This is a genomic window from Frankia sp. Cppng1_Ct_nod, from assembly GCF_920656135.1.
Taxonomy (GTDB): domain Bacteria; phylum Actinomycetota; class Actinomycetes; order Frankiales; family Frankiaceae; genus Protofrankia; species Protofrankia meridionalis.
In genome coordinates this window covers 1-21543 of the sequence record NZ_CAKKTK010000077.1, presented here as the reverse complement: position 1 = coordinate 21543, position 21543 = coordinate 1, and the positions used below count along the sequence as shown (strand labels likewise).

Genomic DNA, 21543 nt, shown 5'->3' with positions numbered 1-21543 from the left:
TTGAGGAAGCCCAGCTGGTCTTCGAGAAGATGCACACCTACGCCAACCATCTCGGCCTTTATTCCGAGGAGATCGGGCTCACCGGTGAACAGCTCGGCAACTTCCCGCAGGCGTTCACTCACCTGGCAATGATCAATGCGGCCGTTGATCTCAACCGGCGACTGGACCAACCGGAGGCCCGTAGCCGGTTCGGCCGTGAGGTCAGCCTTGCCGGCATGGACAGATCCGCTCACCGCTGATCTCCATTGATCTCCCTGTTGGTGTGGGATCGCCGATGTCGCGGCAGGCCGGTCCGGGGTGGACACGTCCCCGAGCCGGCCTGCCGATGGACGTCCCGCATGCAGATGCACGTGCGGATGGCTGTGCTGTATCCTGCGCTGAAGTAACGTGCATGTGCACCCATCAACGCTCCTGCTCCAGGAGACCCACTTGGACGAGATCCACAACGGCATGTCCGCCGCCGCCCTACCACGGGTCAGATGGCAGAAAAGCCGGCACAGCAATTCGATGGGAAACTGCGTGGAGATGGCCAGGCTGTCATCGGACGCTTTCGCGGTCCGCAACTCCAGGTATCCGAACGGCCCCGCGCTGGTCTACACACACGCCGAGATCGAAGCGCTCATACTCGGTATCAAGGATGGCGACTTCGACGACATCATCAAATAGCCTGCGTCACCGAACACCAGGTTCCCGCAGTATCGCAAGGCGATGGTGCGGGAACCTGGTCCGGCTAAAACTCGCCGATGATCTTATTGAGTGCGCCGACGGTGCCGGCCGGAGACAGGCTGTCAACGCAGAGACGGTTCATCGCCTCCATGTAGCGATCCACGTCCTCCCGCTTGTCCAGGTAGACCGCACTACCGAGCTGCTCGAGGTAGACCACGTCCGGCAGGTCCGCCTCGGGAAACCGCAGAACGGTGAACGCGCCACCTTCGGCGGCATGGCCGCCGAAGTGGAAAGGCATCATCTGGAGGCTGACGTTCGGCTGTTCCGCGAGGGTGATGAGCTGCTCCAGCTGGGCGCGCATCACCTTGGGTCCGCCGATCGGACGTCGTAGCACGGCCTCGTCCACCACCACCCACAGCCGGGGAGGCTCCGGCCGGGCAAGGAGCTTCTGGCGGTTCAGCCGTACGCTGACGCGGCGCTCGATGAGATCAGGTGACACATTTTGGTGACCTTGAGCTATTACGGCGCGGGCGTACTCCTCGGTCTGGAGCAGGCCCGGGATGAACTGAACCTCGTAGGTTCGGATCAGCGTCGCCGCTTCCTCCAGCCCGACGTACGGCTGGAACCAACCAGGCAGGACGTCAGTGTAGTTGTGCCACCAACCCGGTTTGTTGGCCTCCCGGACCAGGGCTAACAGCGGCGCGCGTTCGGTTTCGTCCGTGACGCCGTAGAGGGTCAGCAGGTCGGCCACGTCGCGTTCCTTGAAGCCGACCCGCCCCAACTCAAGGCGGCTGATCTTCGACTCGGAAGCGCGGATGTGGTAACCGGCGTCTTCCCGGCTTATACCCTTGTCCTCGCGAAGCCGACGGAGCTGGGAGCCGAGGAGAATCCGACGCACAGTCGGACCACCACCCGACTCAACTGTGGTCACGCCCCGCCCCCTTGGCATCGGTCAACCCAACAGTATGCCATCCGATCTTCCGGTGCCGGCAACTCCCAAGCCCCGCTGCACGTGCACCCGATCGTTGCATTTGCACGCCACGAACGCCATGATGTGGATGCACGTTCGTTCGCGTCGCACAAGTGAGATTCCGGGAGGCCGTGATGACAGCCCACGGCACATGCCCGCCCGCTGGGGACGACGTCATCCCCAGCGGGGTCCGGCGATGACGATCAACGGCTCCAACCGCGGGACAGGGCTGCCCATCGACGTTCATATACTGATGTGGCGCGCGGACGGATCGGTTCTGATGGTCCGTTCCACCGACCCGGACTCGACATGGCGGCTGCCATGGGGTGAGCTGAACGGTGGTGAACCGTCGATCGAAGCTGTGCTCCGGGTCGCCGACGAGACGGTGTCGGTGATGACTATGCCGGCGCACGTGTGGCTGGCGCATGTGGCACACCATCGGTTCAACGGTACCGACGAACGGCTGGGACTGTTCTTCCGGTTGACGCACTGGCGTGGGATGCCGACGCCCGGCCGAGACCTTCGGGTAAGCCGTGTCCAGTGGCATCACGTGGACGCCCTGCCGGAGTCTCTCACCGATCTCGACCGGGAGGCGCTCGCCAGGTGGCAGGACAATGAGATGTACTCGGAGCTGGGATGGAATCCCCAACGGGTCGGTGCCGTCCCCCGACTGCGCGGCGTCCCTGGAGTGCGTGCGACGTCATGAACCCGATGCCCACGAACGGCTGGCCCGTTCGTGGAAAAGCGTCCGAGATGACCCTGTAGATCACGCAACGCATGTCATGCGGTATGGGTGAGCCCTGACTTGTCGGCAACCGCCATGCTCGACCGGTGTAGAGACAATCCCATCCGGCCGCCCTGTTGGCGGCTGCCAGTTGCGACGGAGCCGGTATGGCCGACCATGTTTCCTCGGACGCCCGACCGTCACCCGCGCGGCGGGCCGCCGCGACTGCGGCGTTGTTGTGCTTCGCTGCCGCCATGGCTGTCGGGATCGCGGGTCTGGTGGACGATCCGGTAGTCCTACTGGTCTGTATCCCCACACTGGTGGTCACCGTACTGGCCACGTGGCTTGCGCTGGTCAATCGGGGCGTGCGCCGCCTGCTGGCAACCGCCGTCGCGGCTGTTGCCCTCATCGCGCTGGTGCTGTTCCTCACCGCTGCCGGAATCACAACGATGATCGTTGTAATCGCCCTGGTCGTCGCCTCCGGTCTCGGGGCGCGTGCCGCCTTCGGGCGGCACCGTCCATCGGGGATCCAGGTCCCGCCGGCCCGGCACGGTGTACTCATCGTCAACCCCCGCTCGGGAGGTGGCGCAGCGGGACGACACCACCTCATCGATGAGGCGCAACGACGTGGCGTGGTCACCATGACACTCACGCCCGGCCATGACCTGCGCACGCTTGCCGAAAACGCGGTCACCGACGGAGCCGACGTGATCGGCATGGCCGGCGGCGACGGGTCGCAGGCCCTCGTCGCCGATGTGGCCCGTCGGCACGACGTCGCCTTCGTCTGCGTCCCGGCCGGCACCCGCAATCACTTCGCTGTCGACCTGGGCCTCGACCGCGGCGACGTCGCCGGCGCTCTGGACGCTTTCGGCGGCGCCGTGGAACGGTGTATAGATCTTGGTCAGATCGGTGACCGGGTGTTCGTCAACAACGCCTCGCTGGGCATCTACGCCGAGATCGTGCGGTCCGACGCATATCGTGACGCCAAACTCGGCACGGTCACCGACATGCTGCCCGGTCTGCTCGGCCCGACCGGCACACCACCAGACCTGCGCTTCATCGGCCCGGACGGCACCCCGGAGCCAACCGCCGACGTGCTGCTCGTGTCGAACAACGCCTACCACCTGCGTAGCCTCAACGCGCTCGGTACCCGACCGAGGCTCGACGCCGGAGAGCTCGGCGTCGTCGCCGTGCGCGTCGACCGCGCCCGCGACGTGCCGGCACTGGTGGCGCTCGAGTCGGTCGGAGCACTGCACCGGTTCCACGGGTTCCGTCAGTGGACCTCGCAGGCCCTGCGGGTGGACTCGTCCGGTCCGGTGAGCGTCGGCGTCGACGGGGAGGCGCTGCAACTGACGCCTCCGCTGGAGTTCCGTTCCCTGCCGGCGGCACTACGGGTACGGATACCGCCGCACGCGCCCGGGGTGACCGCGGCCCGCCCAGGTGTACTGGCAGCACTCCCCGTCCTGGCACGTATCGCCGCCGGACGACCGTCGCGGTCAGTCACGACAGTCGGGGCCGAACCTGCATGACCTGCGCCGGCGCCCTCATCGCCAGCCTCCGGCGATGTCGCGCCGGCTATCAGGAAAGCCCGGCTGATGCCGAGTACACCGTCGCCGGTGATCTCTCCGGCTCCGGTCTCACCGGCGAGCAACACCACGAGTTGGCAGGACAGGTCCAGCATCGTCGGGCCGTGCAACGAGCGGATCGTCCACGGTCGGCGGGGCATGGCCGGCGGGGCACGGCCGGCGGGGCACGGCCGGCGGGGCACGGCCGGGCAGGTACAGCCAGGCGACGGTGTCCAGTTCCTTTTCCCGTACCCGAACGCCGGCGAAGTCAGGGCAGCGCAACCCGTGGCGACCGGGGATCACGGTGCTGCGGTAGATGTCCTGGGTCAAGCGAACTGGTCACCAATGCCATCCGTTACGGCGGTGACCCCATCCAGCTGCGACTGATCCAGGACAACACCCTCATCTGCGAGGTCTCGGATGCCAGCAGCACCGCACCCCACCTGCGCCAGGCCCGCATCTTCGACGAGGGTGGCCGCGGACTGCTCCTCGTCGCCCAGCTCACCCAACGATGGGGCACCCGCCAGACCCTTACCGGCAAGACCATCTGGGCTGAACAACCCCTCCCGCGGGCCGCAATCCCCGCGGTCCCGATCGCCGCAGATAGCCGCAGGTAGCGCATTTTGGCTACATGGTTGGCTACATTCTCCCGGTGGCCACGCTCGGGCATGAGCGTGCGAGTACGATCTTGAACCGCTACACCCATCGGCCGAAGGACTACCACGATCGGCTTCGGGTGGCGCTGACGGACCCCGCTGACGGACCCTGCTGACGATCCGCTGACTGACGATGACCGATGAAGGTCAACGATCGGCCAAAGCGCCTGTGGAGACGAGGGGACTTGAACCCCTAACCCCTGCCTTGCAAAGGCAGTGCTCTGCCAATTGAGCTACGCCCCCGTAGGGAACCCAGACCAAGAGTACGACACGCGGGCGCCCCCGGGCCGGTACCGGCCCGGGGAACGCGGGGACCTGTCAGGTGCTGCAGGTCCCGAAGCCCAGGGAACGCAGCAGAGATCCGAAAAGACCCGAATCATCCCGACAGGAGGGGGTCGGCCCGGGTTGCGGCGAAGCCGGACTGGAGGATGCGGTCGCGTTCGTCAGTTCGGCCGCGCCAGCCGTCGAGGCGGGCTCCGGTGCGACCGAAGGCGATGCGACCGGAGTGGGTACCGCAGCCGGCACCGACGCTCCAGCCTCCATCGAGATCCCGGCGGCCACCGGTGCCCCGGCCCCTACCGATGCCCCTACCTCCACAGACTCGCCGTCCCGCGCAGCGGCACTGGCCGGCTCGGTCGTCGGTACGACCGCCCGGGCCGCAAACGGGGCACCGGCAGCCCTCGACGCCGCGTTTCCTCCCAGGGGGATCATCAACCGTGTCGGAGCTGCGGATGCCGGGTCCGGCTCGTCGAGCTCGGGGGAGGCCACGGCACCCGGCGAGATCGGCACAACCTCCACCGGACCATCACCTTGCGTGATCGGACGGACCGATGTAGCCTCATGCCGCCCGCTTCCAGGAACGACCACCGAGACAACCAGCAGCACTACGGCCGCGAATCCGCCCAGTCCGGCGCTGACTGCGACCTCGCGAGGCCGGGGAGCTCCGTCGTCGGGCTCGACAGAGCCGACAAAACTTCGTGATCTTCCGGTGCGCGCGCCGCTGTCACCTGTCATCCGTTCCCGTCACTCCCGGAGCCAGCTTCCAAACGCACGGGCGGATCCCGTACGTCCCCGTCCGACAGCCAAAGTCGCGAGACACTTCGTCCACAAAGCAGACACAAACGGTAACGCAACCCAAGGGATGTCAAAGAGAACTCAACCACAACACCACCAGTGACGGACTTGCCCCTCAGAACCAGGGGCGCAGATCCGGCCAGGACTCCTCGCCACCACGGCCGGTAAGCCACTGCAGGATGCGGCCCACCGGCGCCTCAATCACGATCCGTTCATCCCCGGCACCGGTTTCAGCGCCGGCGCCGAAGGCGCGTGACGGACGGTCCCCGGGCGCGAGCACCACGGTGGTCCTCTCAGGCAGCCGAGGCCCGAGGTCGCGCAGGGTCAACTCCCATTCGGCGTCCACATAGTCCGCGGCCAGCCCGTCCCAGGCGGGACCGCCGAGGTCGACCAACCCCAGGTCAACCAGGTGGACCTCGACCTCACGCCAGCGGTGGACGACCAGGTCCGCCAGGGTCAGCACACGTCCGTGCCGCAGCCCCACGCCGGTGACCCAGGTTGCTTTGTCAGCCGTTGACCAGGCGGCCTCAAGCCGCGCGACCGCGGACCGTAGATCCTCGCCCAGAGCCGCGGCGGACCGCCCCGAACCTGCCTCTATGTCACCGTCCCGCTGGGTGGCCCCGCCGAGGTACATTGGCCGGATCCCGCCCTGGCACGCCGCGGTGACCATCCCGGTGTTGGCGTCCGCATTGCGTGCGAGGTGCGTGAGTAGGTGCCCCACCGTCCAGCCGGGCAGTAGCGACGGGAGGTGCGCCCGGGCGTCGGTGACTGCCGCGGTCACCTCCGCCATACCACGGTGGGACGCACGGCAGCCCGCGATCCAGGCGTGCGGAACCGGACCCGCGGCCATCCCTGTCATCAGGAACCCGGATCCGGTCGAGTCACCGACATCGGACTGACGCCAACGGTCAGGTCAGGTCAGGTTGATGGCGGTGGTGGCCTCGTGCCAGAGGTCGACTTCGTCCTTGCCCCGGCGGCGACGCACAACGGTCGCCACCGCACCGGCACCCGCGACAACCCCGAGAACTACGAGCTTGCGAAGCATGTCCGTCAACCTACCCGCGTCCGGCGATCCCTGCCCACCGGTACGTGTCAGCGCTGATAGGTGGTCCGCAGGACACCCCGGGCAAGGGTGTGAAATGCCAGGTTGAATCCCACGACGGCCGGCGTGACCGAGCGGTCGACGCCGAGCGAGCCGATGTCGACCGCATGGACCGCGAACACGTAACGGTGTGGTCGGTCGCCTGCCGGCGGTGCGGCGCCGCCGAAATCGGCCGTCCCGTAGTCGTTGCGGACATGGAACGAGCCGGCCGGCAGCCCCGAAAGATCGCCGCTTGCCACCCCGTGGGGCAGTTCCGTCACCGAAGCCGGGATGTCGACCAACGTCCAGTGCCAGAAACCGCTACCTGTCGGGGCATCCGGGTCGAAGCAGGTGACGGCGAAACTCGCCGTCACCTGGGGGAAACCCGTCCAGCGCAGATGCGGTGAGGTGTTCCTACCCCCGGCGCTGGTGTGCACGAACTCCGTGGCGAGCGCCTCCCCGTCGGTGATGTCATCGCTTGTGACAGTGAACGGCGGTGCGCCGGGGAGAACATCGAACGGGTCCGGAGGAGTCCCGCGGTCGAGCAGAGACATCAGTCATCCTCTTTCTGTTGTCATATGGCCGTTACAGCGGTGCCGCCATCCTGCCGCCATCCTGCCGCCGCACTGCCCGACGACACAGCCCGACCACACAGCCGGGAACGGCGAGGCGGACTCCGGATGTACCTCGGTCAGACCAGCCACGACGAGTCCAGTCCGGGTGTTTGTGTGAAGGTCGGCCGCGTGAAGGTCGGGGTGGCCGACCCGGGCACGACATCTGTCCTGCTGCACCGCGTCCAACGCTGCCCGACCCGGCTCCAGCTACGAAAAGATCCCAAAAACGGCCTTATGAACGCCAGGACAATCCGTCCGGTCACTCAAAGGGAGAACCCGGTTTCGTTACGGGGTTTTGGGTGCCAAGTGGGACGTGCGGCCCTCCGGCCAGCTAGGGTGAGAACGTCCCGGTGGGGCGACTACCGACTCCCCCCGTGTTGGCGGTCCCCCGCCGGGACGCTGCTTTTCCCCGGGGCGCCGTCCTTCCTCGATTCGGCTGCCCGGCGCCGGGCGCGAAGCAGCTCGAACCCGATCGGGATGACCGACAACAGCACGATCCCGATGAAGATGGCCTCGACGTTGTTCGCGACAAAGTCCACCTTTCCGAGGAAGTAGCCGATCACTGTCACCCCGCTACCCCACAGCAGCCCACCGATGATGTTGAACATGAGGAACAGCCGGTAGTTCATCCCGCTGACACCGGCGATGATCGGGGTGAACGTCCGCACGATCGGAACGAACCGGGCAAGGATCACCGAGCGGGGGCCGTACTTCTCGAAGAAGTCGCGGGCCTTCTCGACGTTCTCCTGTTTGAACAACCTTGAGTCCGGACGCCGGAAGAGCGTCGGCCCGACCTTCCGTCCGAACAGGAAGCCTGTCTGGTCACCGAGGATCGCGGCGATCGAGATCAGCACGCAGGCCACCCACAACGGAGTGGACAGCGTGCGGTTCGAGATAAGCAGCCCGACCGTGAACAGCAGCGAGTCACCCGGTAGGAAAAAGCCGACCAGCAGGCCGGACTCGGCGAAGGCGATCAGCATCACGACGATCAGACCCGCCTTGGCGAGGTGCTGCGCGTCCAGGAAGCTCGGGCCGAGCGCGAGGGTGGTCGAGGCAAGCGTGGACACTGTGGCGGATCCTCCGGAGCTGCTCAGGACGCACGGCTCGCGGCCGATTCGGTTCCGCCTCGGCCGGGCCGCAGTTCAAGAAGGCAGCTGGCGCCTGCCCGCCGGACAGCATATCCAGCGACGCCGATAGGGATATCGGCAGCCCGGTGTTGTCCGACACATCTGTCAAAAATTGACACTTCTGCCTGAAAGGATACCGAAGTGTCCGCATTGGTGGTATTGATCGTCGGCCTGGTCGCGGGCGTTGTCGTCCGGCGGCGCGAGCGGGTACCGGACAATGCCCATCAGGTGATCAATGTCTGGGTTCTCGACATCGCCCTGCCCGCCCTGGCGTTACGGGTGTTACACAGCGTGAAGTTCCCCGCCAATCTGTTACTTGTCGTCGCCGGGCCCTACCTGCTGTTCGCTTTCAGTATCGCCATGTTCCTGGGAATCGGCCGAGTCCTGCACCTGCGCAGGGACGTCGTCGGCGCGCTGATCGCCACGGCCGCCGTGGCCAACACGTCCTTCGTCGGGATCCCGATGGTGACGGTGTTCTTCGGCGCCGGCTCGGTTCCTGTCGCACTGCTCGTCGACCAGCTCGGCTCGTTCGTCATCGTGGGGACAGTGGTCATCGCCGTGGCTGCGACGGCCTCCGGTGCCGGCGTCACGCCGTGGGATGTCGTCCGACGCCTGCTCTCGGCCCCCGCACTGATCGCTCTGCTGTCCGGCCTCGCGCTGCGTCCGGTGGACTTCCCCGACTGGCTCACCCAGGCTCTGACGACCCTGGGTTCGACGCTCACCCCGCTGGCTCTGTTCTCGATCGGTCTGCAGTTGCGCATCGACGCGGCACGTGTCTGGCGACGGGAGATCGCGATCGGCCTGATGGTCAAACTCGTGGTCGGCCCCGCACTGGTGTTCGGCGTCTATGCCCTGGCAGGCGCCCTCGGCGACCACAGTGTGCAGGTGGCGCTTTTCGAGACGGCGATGCCACCGATGGTCGCCGGAGCAATGATCGCGGCCCGTTACAAACTGGCAACCCCGTTGCCCAGCATGATGGTCGGCGTGGGTGTTCCGGTGTCCCTGCTGACGTTGCCCGTCTGGTCCTGGATCCTGCAACGCTGACCACCTGGTGATCATCGGCGTGCCGGCCACTGCCCACGGTGAACGCACCGGCTCCACCTGAACCCGAGACCAACCGACGAGAGGAAGATCCGTTTACATAATCCCCCAGGACCCCAAGCGGTGGCTTGGATAATCCCTGAAACCCAACAAAGGCCAATAATTTATCCAAACAATAACAACAACAACCAATATATGACCAAGAATCAGATTCTAATTGACCAATAGTCATCATTAAGTGATAAATCTTACTTTATGGTAAGTTGCCTTGCGATCAAGAATTGCAAGGGAGAGATCATTGCCATATCCGACATACCCCTTCCCCAAGACGGGGTTACGTCCTCGCCGCATGGGTGCGCTCTTATCCGTGTTCGCGCTCGCCCTGGCGGCCGGATGCGCCACCGCCGGCTCGCAGGGAGCGGGTGGTAGCCCGGCGTGTACGTCACCCGGCGTGAGCGCGAACGAAGTCCGCCTCGGGCTACTCAGCCCCAACACCGGACCAACCGCAAAGCAGTTCGTCGACCTGCGGTCCGGGGTGAACGCCCGACTGGACCTCGAGAACGCCCGCGGCGGGGTGAACGGGCGCAAGCTCGTCTACGACAGAGCGGACGACACAGGCAGCGCCGAGGGCAATCTGACCGGCGCACGCCAACTCATCGAGAATTCACACGACTTCGCCGTCCTCGAGGGAAGCGTCGCCGAGCAGGCGTCCGCCGACTATCTGAACAAGTCGGGTGTACCGGTTACAGGTGTAGGTGGAGACCCCGTCTGGACCAGATTACCCAATATGTTCACCTTCGGTATGTTTTTCAGCGAAACCGAGCCGCCTCCCAGCTGGGGTCAGTTCGTCAAGCAGCACGGGGGCACCAAGGCCGCGGTTCTGTCACTTCAGTTCGTGCCGGTAACGGCTAATTTTGCAAAAAAAGAGTCGCAAAGCCTGACCGCGGCGGGTATCCAGATCGCCTACAACGAGCCCGTGTCGGTGACCGGTTCGGACCTGAGGGCTGTCGCACTCGCCATGAAGGCCAAGGGGGTTGACGTACTGACCGGGGGGCTCAGCGTCGACCTTTTTGCCAAGATTGTCACTGCCGCCCGCGAGGTCGGCGTGCCGTTGAAGGTCATCCTCTCGGTAACCGGGTACGAGCCGGCTCTTCTACAGAGCTATGGCCCCCAGCTCGCGGGCAGCTACCTCGCGATGATCACAGCGCCCTTCGAACAGAACCTCCCGGTCCATCAGGCATTCCTCCGGGCAATGGCCGATTACGCCCCTGAGGAGCAACCCGCCAACTCCCAGCTTTCCCTCGACGGGTGGTTGATCGCGGACATGGCCATCCGAGGGCTGCAGCTGGCCGGCTCCTGCCCGAGCCGCGAGTCGTTCATCACCAACCTCCGCAACGTCCACAACTACGACGGCGGTGGGTTGATCAGCCCGGCACTCGACCTTGGTCGCTTCCGGGAGCCGGTCCGATGCAACCACTTCGTGCAGGTGAACGCGAACGGTACAGGCTTCCAGGTGCAGCAGCCGGATCCGTTCTGCCCAGCGTCCTGATCCAGCTCCGATCAAAGGGATCAACCTCGCGGCCTGGTACACCGCCGCCAGGAGGCCTGGTACACCGCCGCCAGGAGGCCTGGTACACCGCCGTCAGGAGGCCTGGTGCCTGCCTTCGGCAGATCCTGACCTCCTGACGCGGTGCGCTGAACCGCCTTTACCATCGAGGGCCCGGTCTGCCTCATACAGGGGTATGCCGGGCCCTCGCCGCGAGTTTCTATACAGGCGAACTGGCACTGTTTGATCTGGAACTCCGAGTACCAGCATCAGCTCGTTCTGTCTTTGTCCTCGCCCGTGAGCGACCCTCGTAATGAACGTCAATACGGACAGCCACAGGAGAGCGAGCGAGATGACAAGAGCAAGAGGCAGGGCCGAGCCCCTGCCACGCCCTATGCCGACTCCTCCCACAAGGAGAAGGCGTTGAACCCCGGGACCGGGACGACGGCCTTCGTGGCCGGGCTGGTCGTCCTTGCCGCGACCGGCCGCAGCCTGCTCCAGACAGTCGTCGCGTCCCACGGCCGCCCATCCCGGCTCGTGTCCAGGACGGTACTGCGACTGACTCTGGTTGCACGGCGGATCGGCTGGCACCTGCCTGGCGAGAAGGGGCGCATGCTGCTGTTCAGGATGGTCGGCCCGATCGCCCTGATCATTCCTCCACTGATATGGGGGGCAGGCACGGTAATCGGCATGGCACTACTGGCCGTGTCGGTGGGGGCCGCACCCACGGACGTTCGGGCTGTCACGTATGTACTGGGGCAGGTCGACGGTATGCGTTGGGACCCCAACGGCTTCACCGTGGCGGTCTGGACCTGCCTGTTTCTGATCTCCGGGGTATCGCTGGCTCGGATCATGACTGTCGCGTCCGCCTACCAGCGGCGCGAAAGGCTCGTATGGGTACTTTCCAATGAAGCACGGTCATGCCTCGACGCCGAGAAAATCATCGTCAGCTACGTGCGTGACGGAACGCACGATTCACTGGACCGGTTGCTGAGCACCTGGCAGCTCTGGATTACGGACCTGCGTTTCAGCCACCAAAGCTACCCCGAGTTACTCACATTGCCGTCATTGCCCGATCTGTCGTGGCTGGACGCAACCCTGATCGTCCTGGATGTGGCGGCACTGATAGATTCCCTGACGCCAGGGATCGAGCCGCCGCCAACGCGTCCGCTGCTCGCGGCAGGCTGCGCGTTTGTCCAGGAAATGGCCAAGGATCTACAGGTCACGACGGTTCGGACGACGCTGAGCCTGCACGGACGGGAGGAACGCTCCTTCTGGACGACCATCGCCAGACTGGCCGACTCCGGGATATCTTCCGAACGGGACTATCTGGCGGCGAAGACGACCTTTCACCGCTGGCGATCACGCTATGCGCCATATGTGACAGCGCTGGCCGGCATCCTGTCCGAAAACGGCCCACAGCCGGTCAGCGAGCTGATGCCCGACAGCCCTTTCGGGTCCTTCCGCAATGCGCTGGAGCTACCTGCCGAAGGAGTTCCGCAAGCTTTCTCACTGCTGTGAAGATGTCCGAATCTCCCGCCATGAAAGGAGCGATTTCTTCTCCCCCTGCGCCGGATGCGGATCTCTCGCAGGACACTCGATCCGACATGTGGCACGGCAGTCCGTGCCCATGAGCGGCTCACTTCCTCGCCCCGGAGGCGAGCCGCTCACATGTCCGATCTCATTACTGTGAGCAACAGAAGACCGGTTCCAGGAACTGGCAGTACCTGCATCGGAGCGGCCACCGGTACCAGGCAGCCGATGCCAGTACCACAACGGGCGGCCGATACCAGGTAGTCGCGATGCCAGCGTAAACTACAGTCTGGTTAACTTGTTACGTTCGTCACACCATGGGCTTGCGCAGGCCAACGTGACGAACAACAGAGCCCCTATACGGGCCTTCCAAACGCCACCGCGGTCAGCAACCACCGACGGCCACGATAGGAAGGTACCGAGCGATGACCCGGAAGCCAGCACTGACCGGACAGCGGCACGGCGCAGGACGCCCAGCTTCGGCAGTCCCCGAGCCGGTAGCCATCGTCGGTATCGGTTGCCGACTTCCAGGAGCTCATGGCTCGGACGAGTTCTGGCACGTCCTGCGGACCGGCTCCGACACCGTGACCCAGATCCCCGACGAACGTTCATTCGGTGCGCTCTACGACCCTCGCCCAGGTACCCCGGGACGGATCGCGAGCCGCGCGGGCGGGTTTCTTGAGGACATCGACGCCTTCGACGCGGACTTCTTCGACATCTCGCCCCGGGAAGCCGCGCGGATGGACCCTCAGCAACGCCTCTTACTGGAGACGTCGTGGGAGGCGTTCGAGGACGCGGGGCAGACGCGGGACTCCCTGGCCGGCAGCCGTACCTCGGTCTTCCTGGCCTACCTGTCCACCCAGTATTCCGAGCTGCTGCGCGAGGCCGGGATCTGCGACATGCACAGTGCCATCGGAGCGGAGGGCCGCGGCACCGCCGCGGGACGTCTCTCCTACGCATTCGACCTTCGTGGACCGAGCATGGCGCTGGACGCGACCTGCGCCTCATCCCTGCTCGCCATCCACATGGCATGCCAGAGCATCCGTTCCGGTGAGAGCACGCTCGCGCTGGCCGGCGGCGTCAACATCATGTTGACGCCGGACCTGTCGATCGCGTTATCCCAGGCCGGGGTGCTCTCTCGGTACGGCCGGTCCCGGTTCGGGGACGCAGCCGCGGACGGCTACGTCCGTAGTGAGGGCATAGCGGTGGTGATCCTGAAGTCGCTGCAGGACGCCCTCGCCGACGGCGACCGGGTCTACGCCGTCATCCGCGGCAGCGGTATCACCAACGACGGCCGCAGCGGAGGCTCCGTGACGGCGCCAAGCGTCGAGAGCCAGGTCGAGATGCTGCGCACCGCGTACCACAACGCGGGCGTCGAGCCTCACGACATCGACTACATCGAGGCCCACGGCACCGGGACGGTCATGGGTGATCAGATCGAACTCACCGCCATCGCGGAAGTCCTGAGCGAAGGGCGGCCCAGCGACCAGCCCTGCATACTCGGATCGGCAAAGTCCAACATCGGTCACACCGAGGGTGCCGCCGGGATGGTAGGGATCATCAAGGTGGCGTTGAGCCTGCACCACCGCACCATCCCCGCCAGCCTGCACATCGCCGAGCCCAACCCGGCCGTGCCCTGGGACGACCTTCCGATCGTTCTCGCCACGACCGTCCGTCGCTGGCCGGACCGTGGACGGCCACGTCTGGGCGGCGTCAGTGCGTTCGGGCTGTCCGGGACCAACGTGCACGTCGTCCTCGCCGAAGCACCGCACGACCAGACTGCCGCGAACAGTGTTCGCAACCCGAGCGAGGACGATGACGACCGGCCGGTGCTGCTACCCCTGTCGGCGCGCACGCCCGCGGCCCTGCCCGACCTGGTACGGGCGTACCTCCGTCATCTTGACGGGGACGCCACCGGCCAGCAGCCGTCCCTGGCGGACATCTGCTGGAACGCCGGCATGCACCGCACCCACCACGAGCACCGGATGGCGGTTGTCGGCCGGACCCGTGCCGAGATGGCCGAGCGTCTTCGTGCGGTCCTGGACGGGCGAAACGTCGACGGGGTGTCCATCGGCCCCGACACGGACGGCGACCATCTGAAGATCGCATTTGTCTTCCCCGGCCAGGGATCACAGTGGGTGGGCATGGGCCGCGAGCTGCTGGAGTCATCGCCGACCTTCCGTGCGGCGGTCGAAGAATGCGATGCGGCCGTGCGAAACGAGACCGGCTGGTCAGTGATCGAATGCCTCATGGCGGATGAGTCGCTTTCCGGGATCGACGTGGTCCAGCCGGTTCTGTGGTCTGTCGAGGTCGGGCTTGCGGCCATGTGGCGGGAGCTGGGCTTCGAACCCGACGTCGTGATCGGCCACAGCATGGGTGAAGTCGCCGCTGCCTGCGTCGCAGGCGCCCTCACCCTGGCGGACGCGGCAGCGGTCATCTGCCGACGGAGCAAGATCCTGCGCACGGTCAGCGGGCAGGGCGCCATGGTCTCGGTGCAGCTGAGCATGCAGGAGGCGCAGCGCATGCTCGTGGGCTTTGATGGCGAGGTGTCCGTGGCGGTCACCAACAGCGACTCCTCGGTGGTCCTCTCCGGTTCTCCCGATGCGCTGGAACGACTTACCAGGCCGCTGCGGGAACGCGGGGTCTTCTGCAGGCCCGTTCAGGTGGACGTCGCCTCGCACAGCCCCCAGATGGACCCACTGCGCGATGAGCTGATGCGGACGTTGGCGGATGTACGGCCCCAAGCGGGCGACATCCCCATCCAGTCGACGGTCACGGGCGAGCGGACGGACGGGATCGGGTTCGACTCCGACTACTGGTTCCGCAACCTCCGGGAGCCGGTGCGGTTCTCCTCTGCCGTGCACGCCGTTCTGGACGACGCGGAGACGGTGTTCATCGAGATGGGCCCCCATCCGATGCTGGTCAACCCGATCGCGGAGATCATCGATGTGGCCGGGGCGGCCGGTACCGCGCTCTGCCCGCTGAACAGGAACGACTCAGAGCGGATGACGGTACTCGAAGCGGTCGGGACCCTCTTCACCCTCGGATACGAGCCCGACTGGACGGCACTGCGAGGCGGTACAGGTACGTTCGTGTCGCTGCCCACCTATCCCTGGCAGCGCCGGCGCTACTGGATCGGCGACGCGACCGGGACCTCGTCCAGCGGTGGCGGCTTTCGCGACACGACGGTCCACCCGGTCAGCGCAGTCCCGTCAGTCCCGTCAGTCCCGTCAGTCCGGCCGGTACCGGTCGTTTCCGTGCCGGAGCAACGACAGCCCTCGGACGAGCTCGGCGCGGCAGTGAATCCAGAAACCTCGCAAGGACCGACCCAGTCCTTTGAAGGGGTCAGTCGGTACCTCGTCGAGCAGGTCGCCGTAGTACTGGGTCTGTCAGCAGACAGTGCGAACACGAAGCGACCGCTCACGAAGATCGGGCTCGATTCACTGCTGGCTGCCGAGCTGCATACGCGAATCGAACAGGATCTCGGGATCAAGGTACCTGTCGTGGGCCTGCTGCGGGGCGCCAACCTCGAACAGTTCGCGGCCGATGTGTGGGCTCACGCCTGCCAGGCTCGCCCGGCAACGAACCGAATGGTAGGTCGGGTAACCTACATCCCGACGGAATCGTCACTGTGGAACCGAGCAGGAGTCAGCTCGTCACAAGCGCTACTGGTTCCAACGGAACTCGGGAAATCGCAGATAAAAGTATTGACCGCGTAACCCCACGTAACGGCGGTTCCCCCTGACCGACCTCCGACACACGACAGCCGGCCCTCCCTTGAGAGTTCAAGGTCTCTCGGGAGAGGGCCGGCAGCTATGCGGCATAGGCATCCACAAGCGGCCTGCCTGCACGAACATCCTGCCGTTGCAACAAGGAACGTTCATCGTCGCCTCACGACAACATGAAGCCAACCCGGAAGGGGTTTGCCTACTATACTGAGCCGTCAGCCCTTACGACGTAAGTATCAGCTGGCGGACAGTGAGGTGTAGCGTGGCGGACGACGATCATCGCCGTCGCGAGCTGGGCGCGTTTCTGCGCAGCCGTCGAGAACGTATCGAGCCCGAGAGCGTCGGCCTCCCCGCAGGGAGGCGGCGGCGGACGACCGGCCTGAGACGCGAGGAGGTCGCTGTTCTCGCCGGGCTGAGCCCGACCTGGTACACCTACCTCGAGCAGGGGCGTGACATTCACCCTTCGCACGAGGTGCTCGACAGCCTCGCCCGGATGCTGCAGCTGGACGAGGAAGAACGTAGCTACATTTACATGCTCGCCTACGGACAACGACCGCTCAAAGACAGCCTGTTACGCGAACCTGCTGCAGAGGCGCTGCTCTGGCAGATCGCTCAAGGCTACAACGCCAACCCCGTCTTCGTGGCCAACCAGATCGCCGATGTGCTGGCCTGGAACGATGCCGCTACTGAATGGTACACGGACTTTGCCAAGTTATCAGACGAGCATCGCAACACCGTCTGGTGGACACTCATGGAGCCTGAGGCACGCGAGCGCCTGGTGATGTGGGAGGAAGAAGCGCGAGACGTGGTGGGCCGCCTCCGCACGGTATCGGCAGCCAGACCGGGAGACCGACGGCTGGCCCAACTGATCGCCGAATTGAAGAGCGCCTGTCCCGAGATGAGAAAGTGGTGGTCCGACCACGAGATCCGTAGCCAGGCACCCCGCGTCCGCTGGTTACGCCATCCGCAGCTCGGGGTTCAGGCGATGAACCTCGTCGTCGCCTACCCGGCCGGGCTGGACGGTATCGGAATCGCTTTCCATCTTCCCATCCCGGACGACGAGGAGGATGTGCCGGCCGCGGCCGATGGGCCCGGTCACAGCGTCAGCCAGGGACTTATCCACTGATCACGCATGGTACCCGCCCGGGACGACGGGCCGGACCCGTACCGCGCACCCGTCGGATAGCCGACCCGCTCGCCGAGAACAATGTGGTGGCCACGTTCTGCGTGATCGGCACTTATGTTACCGAGAATCCTTCACTCATCCGACGAATGATATCGGACGGCCATGATGTGGCCAACCACACGATGACGCATCCCGACCTGTCACAATGCGATCCGTGCCAGATTCAATGGGAATTCGCGGAGACCAGCCGCAGGATAGCAACTGCCGCTCCTGGAGCACATGTCGGACGCCTACGCCCACCATACGGTATCTGGACCGAGGCCGCACAGCGCATCAGCCGTGAATACGGGCTGCAACCGCTCGGATGGACGGTCGATCCGCGTGACTGGTCCAGGCCGGGCATAGAATCGATCATGAGGACGGTGCGGGATCAACTTTGGCCGGGAGGAATCATCCTCCTGCATGACGGGTGCCCGCCCGCCGAGATGCCGGAAACCGGGGTGATCGGGATTCGCGACCAGACAGTGACAGCGCTGCGGTTTCTTATTCCGGAGTTACGTAGCCAGGGTTTCGCCTTCGACCTGCCGTTCCCGCCGACCACACCCGGATCAACCCCGGACCCGACATAGAAAACGGTTTGCATCATGGGTGTACAGGTGTATTCCGCGAAGACGTCGGTTCTTCAGGGCAGCAGTCTCGATCTCCATCTCAATGAGGACTCGGGCGGTGGAACCGATGCGACCCTGGTGGTCACCGAGTTCGTCACCGGCAACGAGATGGCCCGGGTCACCGTGCATGTCGACGCACATCCAACCCCTGACGATCCCGCGGCCGACCGGGGCTGGCCGGTCGGATTCACCCTCGATGTTCCGCGGTCCTGGCCGAGCAGCCTGTACGTCGCCGATCTGGACCCGGGAGCGCCGGGCCAGAGCCGGGTCTTCTTCGTGGTGCGTTCGGCCGAACCTGGTACCCATGCCCGCGTACTGGTGTCGATTCCGTTCCCCACCTTTCACGCATATGCCTGGGGTGGCATCGCGGGCGCCTCTCCGTACTGGAGCGAGCAACCCGACCGTGGTCGGCGGGTAAGCCTGCACAGGCCGAGTCCGAGCGGCCCGGGTTGGGAGGATTCGATCCTGCGGTGGCTCGCCACCAGCGGGTTCGCCGTGGATTACTGCTCCGGATTCGACCTGCATGATGACCTTCACGACGGTCTGCACCTGCTGCGCGCCTACCAGCTACTCGTCTGTGTCGGCCACGACGAATACTGGACGGCCGAGATGCGCGACGCCGCCGAGCAGTTCCTGGCCTCCGGCGGCAACATAGCGTTTCTCACGGGCAACACCTGCTGGTGGCAGTTCCGGCTTGAGGACGACGGCCGCACCTTCGTCTGCCACCGTGATGCCGCTGAAGACCCGCTCACCGGCGTCGACAACGCCCGTGTCACTGTCGAGTGGTCCAGCGCGCCGGTCAATCGCCCGGAGAACGCCCTCACCGGTACCAGCTTCCGCCGCGGCGCGGGTTGCTGGGGCGACATGGGAGTGATGGCCAGCGCTGCCTGGACGGTGAGGTTCGCCGATCACTGGGTCTTTGAGGGAACCGGACTGGCTGACGGTGACACCTTCGGGACCGGGACGCTCGGTTACGAAACCGACGCCGCCGACATGGTCGAGGAGAACGGCATCCCCCGGGTCACCGGCCGAGATGGTGCCCCCACGACCTTCGTCGTCCTCGCCACGGCCGACCTGTCCGACTGGCGCCGTCTGGGGCAGGGTGGTGCCGCAACCATGGGCGTGTTCCGGGCACCCGGCGGCGGCACAGTGCTCAACGTCGCCACGACCGGATGGGGCGGCGGGCTCGGTAGCTCCCCGGATCCAACGGTCGACCGGATCACCCGTAATGTCCTCACCCGGCTGAGTGACCCGTGGCCGGCCGCGAACTGGGAGCGGATCGGTCGCGCCAGCACGGTGACCGCGCTCGTCGCCTGCGAGAACACCTTGTTCGCCACCGCCGGGAACATCCTGTATGCCCGGGACCCGGTCGGCCAGAACCTCGCCTGGACCCGGATCGGGCACGCGGGCCGTGTCCGCGCCATGGCCAGTCCACGCGAGGCCACCGGCGGCCAACCGGTCTGCCTGTACGCCGTGACCACGGACGACCAGTTGTGGCAGCGCGAGCCCGTCCACCACGACGTCAACTGGGTCAAGATCGGGACAGCGCCGGGGGTGGCCGCGCTTGCGGCGTGCTTCGAGGGGCTGTTCGGTGCGACCACCAAAAACGATCTTGTCTACCTCCGCTTCGACCGGATCGGCCAGAAGCAGGTCTGGACGCGGGTGGGGCACGCCGACAACGTCATCGCCATGACCAGTACCAGCGGCCGGCTCTACTGCGTCACCCGGGATCAAACCCTCTGGATGCGGCCTCCGGTGCTGCATGATGTCGCCTGGACCGCGATCGGAGGCATCCCGGCGCCCGCCACCGGGCTGGCCGGCCACGCCGGAAAATTGATCATCAGTACGGCATCCGACCAACTCTGGTGGCGCGACGCCGTCCGCTGAAGATCTGACGATAACGATCAGATCCGAGGTAATGCGCTTCGATCCCGGTGACTGACCCGGGACATGCGCCGACGTGATCCTGGCACTGCCAATACCAGGATAATCATGCTCAGCATCGCTGATACCGGTATCAAATACCCACAGTATGTGCATACCATCATACATACGGTCTGTTTCGGTCGAAGTCCGGCGGCGAAACTATTACCAGGAACACAGAGGACATGCCGGGGCGGCGCCCCGGCCGGCAACCGGGAGCGTCCTCCCGATATCCACGATCAGCGACTTCGGGCTGAAGAACCACCTCGCGCCGGAAACAGAACGGGAGAAAGACATGAGCACGACCACCGTTGCCGCCCGCTCAACCATGACCACAACTGCGGCGAGTATTCCGACACAGCATCGCGAAGGCGCTGTTTCATCGCCTTTCACACGTGTTCTGCTCGCGCCCGAAAGCGGCCTGCTACGGCGACCGGCCTCGCTGATGAGGGTCGGAATCCTGATGACCGCCGGCGCTTTACCGGTGCTGTCCATCCCACTCTACATCTTCGGCCTTCTCCCGATCAGCGCCTCGGCGCGCTTTCTGGTGCTGCCTCTCGTCATAATCGTGCTCGCGATGACGTTGCACCGTTCGGAGGAATCAAGATGGGCAGTCTGGGGCCTTGTGGCCGGACTGATCGCTGTCACCGCCTATGATGCGCTGCGGATGCCCATGGTATTCACCGGAATCTGGCCGGACTTCATCCCACGGCTCGGTGGATGGATCATCGGGGATGTGCCCACGAATATTCCGGTCGGCTATGCCTGGCGCTACGTGGGTGACGGCGGTGGCATCGGAATGGCCTTCTTCGTGATGTGCGGCGTCATCGGCGTCTGGCGGTTCCCGGCTCTTGCCCGGCGTCCGATCCAGTTGGGCATCGGCTATGGCATCTTCATCTGGTCAGGCCTGGTGGGCACCATCGCCCTGTCTGCCCGCGGCGCGGAGCTGCTCTTCCCCCTCAGCCCGCAGTCCCTCGGGCTTTCCTTTGCTGGGCATCTGATCTACGGATCCGTTCTCGGCCTCTACCTGCAGCGGGTTCTGGCAAAGGAGCACCGCTGGGAGCTGGCTGCCTGACCACCATGACGGTGTGCCGCAGCCCGAACTGACAAAACCCGGGGCGGTACCGTCAGATCCATCCCTCTTTAGCTATCCGATGCGAGAGCTCCGTCCTCGGCATCCGTTATCACCAACCCTGTGCCTTCCCGGCCCCACGAGCGGCCCGACGCTTGCGACGGAGGACTCCATGCACACGACAATCGTGGTCCTACGCGGCGCTTTCACCGGCGTACTGTTGACCTACGTCATCCTCACCATCGGCCATCTCGCAACGCAGGTTCGCTTTGCCCACCAGACACACCGGCGGCAGCGAGCCACACCGAAAAACGTCGGACCCACCGCCTTATCGCTCACAGTCGATGTGATCATACCTTGCTTCAACGAACAACCGGAGGTGCTCGCATCCTGCCTGCGCTCCGTCGCAAACCAGGATTACGAAGGCAC

At 65.3% G+C, this 21543-nt stretch carries 18 protein-coding genes, 1 tRNA gene and 2 pseudogenes; 13 read left to right on the top strand and 8 right to left on the bottom strand.

The window, feature by feature from the left end; all coding sequences use genetic code 11:
• A partial coding sequence (locus NBW77_RS18200; RefSeq protein WP_349817042.1) for a glycoside hydrolase family 15 protein occupies positions 1–239 on the top strand: 239 nt, incomplete at its 5' end.
• Positions 240–429: 190 nt separating this feature from the next.
• Complete coding sequence (locus tag NBW77_RS18195) at positions 430–666, top strand: DUF397 domain-containing protein (protein WP_131749543.1); 237 nt, start codon at positions 430–432, stop codon at positions 664–666.
• Between the two features lie 64 nt (positions 667–730).
• Here the strand turns inward: NBW77_RS18195 and NBW77_RS18190 are convergent, their stop codons facing one another.
• On the bottom strand, positions 731–1597 hold the full coding sequence (locus tag NBW77_RS18190) for a Sco1979 family transcriptional regulator (RefSeq protein WP_131749541.1): 867 nt from the start codon (positions 1595–1597) through the stop codon (positions 731–733).
• Positions 1598–1832: 235 nt separating this feature from the next.
• Between NBW77_RS18190 and NBW77_RS18185 the strand changes: the two genes are divergently transcribed.
• Together NBW77_RS18185 and NBW77_RS18180 are read left to right on the top strand one after the other, a co-directional pair.
• Complete coding sequence (locus NBW77_RS18185) at positions 1833–2342, top strand: NUDIX domain-containing protein (RefSeq protein ID WP_165486371.1); 510 nt, start codon at positions 1833–1835, stop codon at positions 2340–2342.
• Positions 2343–2527: 185 nt separating this feature from the next.
• Positions 2528–3889, top strand: coding sequence for a diacylglycerol/lipid kinase family protein (locus NBW77_RS18180; protein WP_131749537.1), 1362 nt, complete (start codon positions 2528–2530; stop codon positions 3887–3889).
• An 86-nt stretch (positions 3890–3975) separates the two neighbouring features.
• On the opposite strand, the pseudogene NBW77_RS18175 reads toward NBW77_RS18180, so the two are convergent.
• From NBW77_RS18175 to NBW77_RS18145, 7 genes and pseudogenes are all read right to left on the bottom strand, one after another.
• Positions 3976–4041 (bottom strand): annotated as a pseudogene (locus tag NBW77_RS18175) (hypothetical protein); the annotation flags it as partial.
• A 210-nt stretch (positions 4042–4251) separates the two neighbouring features.
• Entirely contained in the window at positions 4252–4485 is a 234-nt protein-coding gene (locus tag NBW77_RS22885; protein ID WP_165486370.1) for a hypothetical protein, read from the bottom strand.
• Positions 4486–4751: 266 nt separating this feature from the next.
• Positions 4752–4824 (bottom strand) — tRNA-Ala (locus NBW77_RS18165).
• 946 nt (positions 4825–5770) lie between these two features.
• The gene (locus tag NBW77_RS18160; protein ID WP_131749533.1) at positions 5771–6514 is read right to left on the bottom strand and encodes a maleylpyruvate isomerase N-terminal domain-containing protein; all 744 of its coding nucleotides are present in this window, start codon (positions 6512–6514) and stop codon (positions 5771–5773) included.
• A 54-nt stretch (positions 6515–6568) separates the two neighbouring features.
• A complete protein-coding gene (locus NBW77_RS18155) occupies positions 6569–6700 on the bottom strand; it encodes a DLW-39 family protein (RefSeq protein WP_131749531.1) in 132 nt (43 codons plus the stop codon).
• A 47-nt stretch (positions 6701–6747) separates the two neighbouring features.
• Positions 6748–7290 carry a YbhB/YbcL family Raf kinase inhibitor-like protein gene (locus NBW77_RS18150; protein WP_250280056.1) on the bottom strand — a complete coding sequence of 181 codons (543 nt, stop codon included), beginning with the start codon at positions 7288–7290 and terminating at the stop codon, positions 6748–6750.
• Between the two features lie 419 nt (positions 7291–7709).
• Entirely contained in the window at positions 7710–8417 is a 708-nt protein-coding gene (locus NBW77_RS18145) for a DedA family protein (protein WP_131749529.1), read from the bottom strand.
• A gap of 201 nt (positions 8418–8618) precedes the next feature.
• Between NBW77_RS18145 and NBW77_RS18140 the strand changes: the two genes are divergently transcribed.
• From NBW77_RS18140 to NBW77_RS18100, 9 genes and pseudogenes are all read left to right on the top strand, one after another.
• The gene (locus NBW77_RS18140) at positions 8619–9521 is read left to right on the top strand and encodes an AEC family transporter (RefSeq protein WP_131749527.1); all 903 of its coding nucleotides are present in this window, start codon (positions 8619–8621) and stop codon (positions 9519–9521) included.
• Between the two features lie 346 nt (positions 9522–9867).
• Positions 9868–11067, top strand: coding sequence for an ABC transporter substrate-binding protein (locus tag NBW77_RS18135; protein ID WP_131749525.1), 1200 nt, complete (start codon positions 9868–9870; stop codon positions 11065–11067).
• A 420-nt stretch (positions 11068–11487) separates the two neighbouring features.
• Positions 11488–12585: a hypothetical protein gene (locus NBW77_RS18130; RefSeq protein WP_131749523.1), complete on the top strand. Its 1098-nt coding sequence runs from the start codon at positions 11488–11490 to the stop codon at positions 12583–12585.
• A gap of 437 nt (positions 12586–13022) precedes the next feature.
• Complete coding sequence (locus tag NBW77_RS18125) at positions 13023–16316, top strand: type I polyketide synthase (protein WP_131749521.1); 3294 nt, start codon at positions 13023–13025, stop codon at positions 16314–16316.
• A gap of 271 nt (positions 16317–16587) precedes the next feature.
• Positions 16588–17451 (top strand): helix-turn-helix transcriptional regulator, encoded by an 864-nt coding sequence (locus NBW77_RS18120; RefSeq protein WP_165486367.1) that lies wholly within the window; start codon positions 16588–16590, stop codon positions 17449–17451.
• Complete coding sequence (gene nodB / locus NBW77_RS18115; RefSeq protein WP_349817043.1) at positions 17448–18080, top strand: chitooligosaccharide deacetylase NodB; 633 nt, start codon at positions 17448–17450, stop codon at positions 18078–18080. The genes NBW77_RS18120 and nodB overlap by 4 nt, the downstream gene beginning before the upstream one ends.
• Positions 18081–18095: 15 nt before the next feature.
• Positions 18096–20006, top strand: a complete 1911-nt coding sequence (locus tag NBW77_RS18110; protein WP_165486365.1) for a N,N-dimethylformamidase beta subunit family domain-containing protein — start codon at positions 18096–18098, stop codon at positions 20004–20006.
• 331 nt (positions 20007–20337) lie between these two features.
• Positions 20338–21117 carry a hypothetical protein gene (locus NBW77_RS18105; protein WP_131749515.1) on the top strand — a complete coding sequence of 260 codons (780 nt, stop codon included), beginning with the start codon at positions 20338–20340 and terminating at the stop codon, positions 21115–21117.
• 169 nt (positions 21118–21286) lie between these two features.
• Positions 21287–21543: pseudogene (locus NBW77_RS18100) on the top strand (glycosyltransferase family 2 protein); the annotation flags it as partial.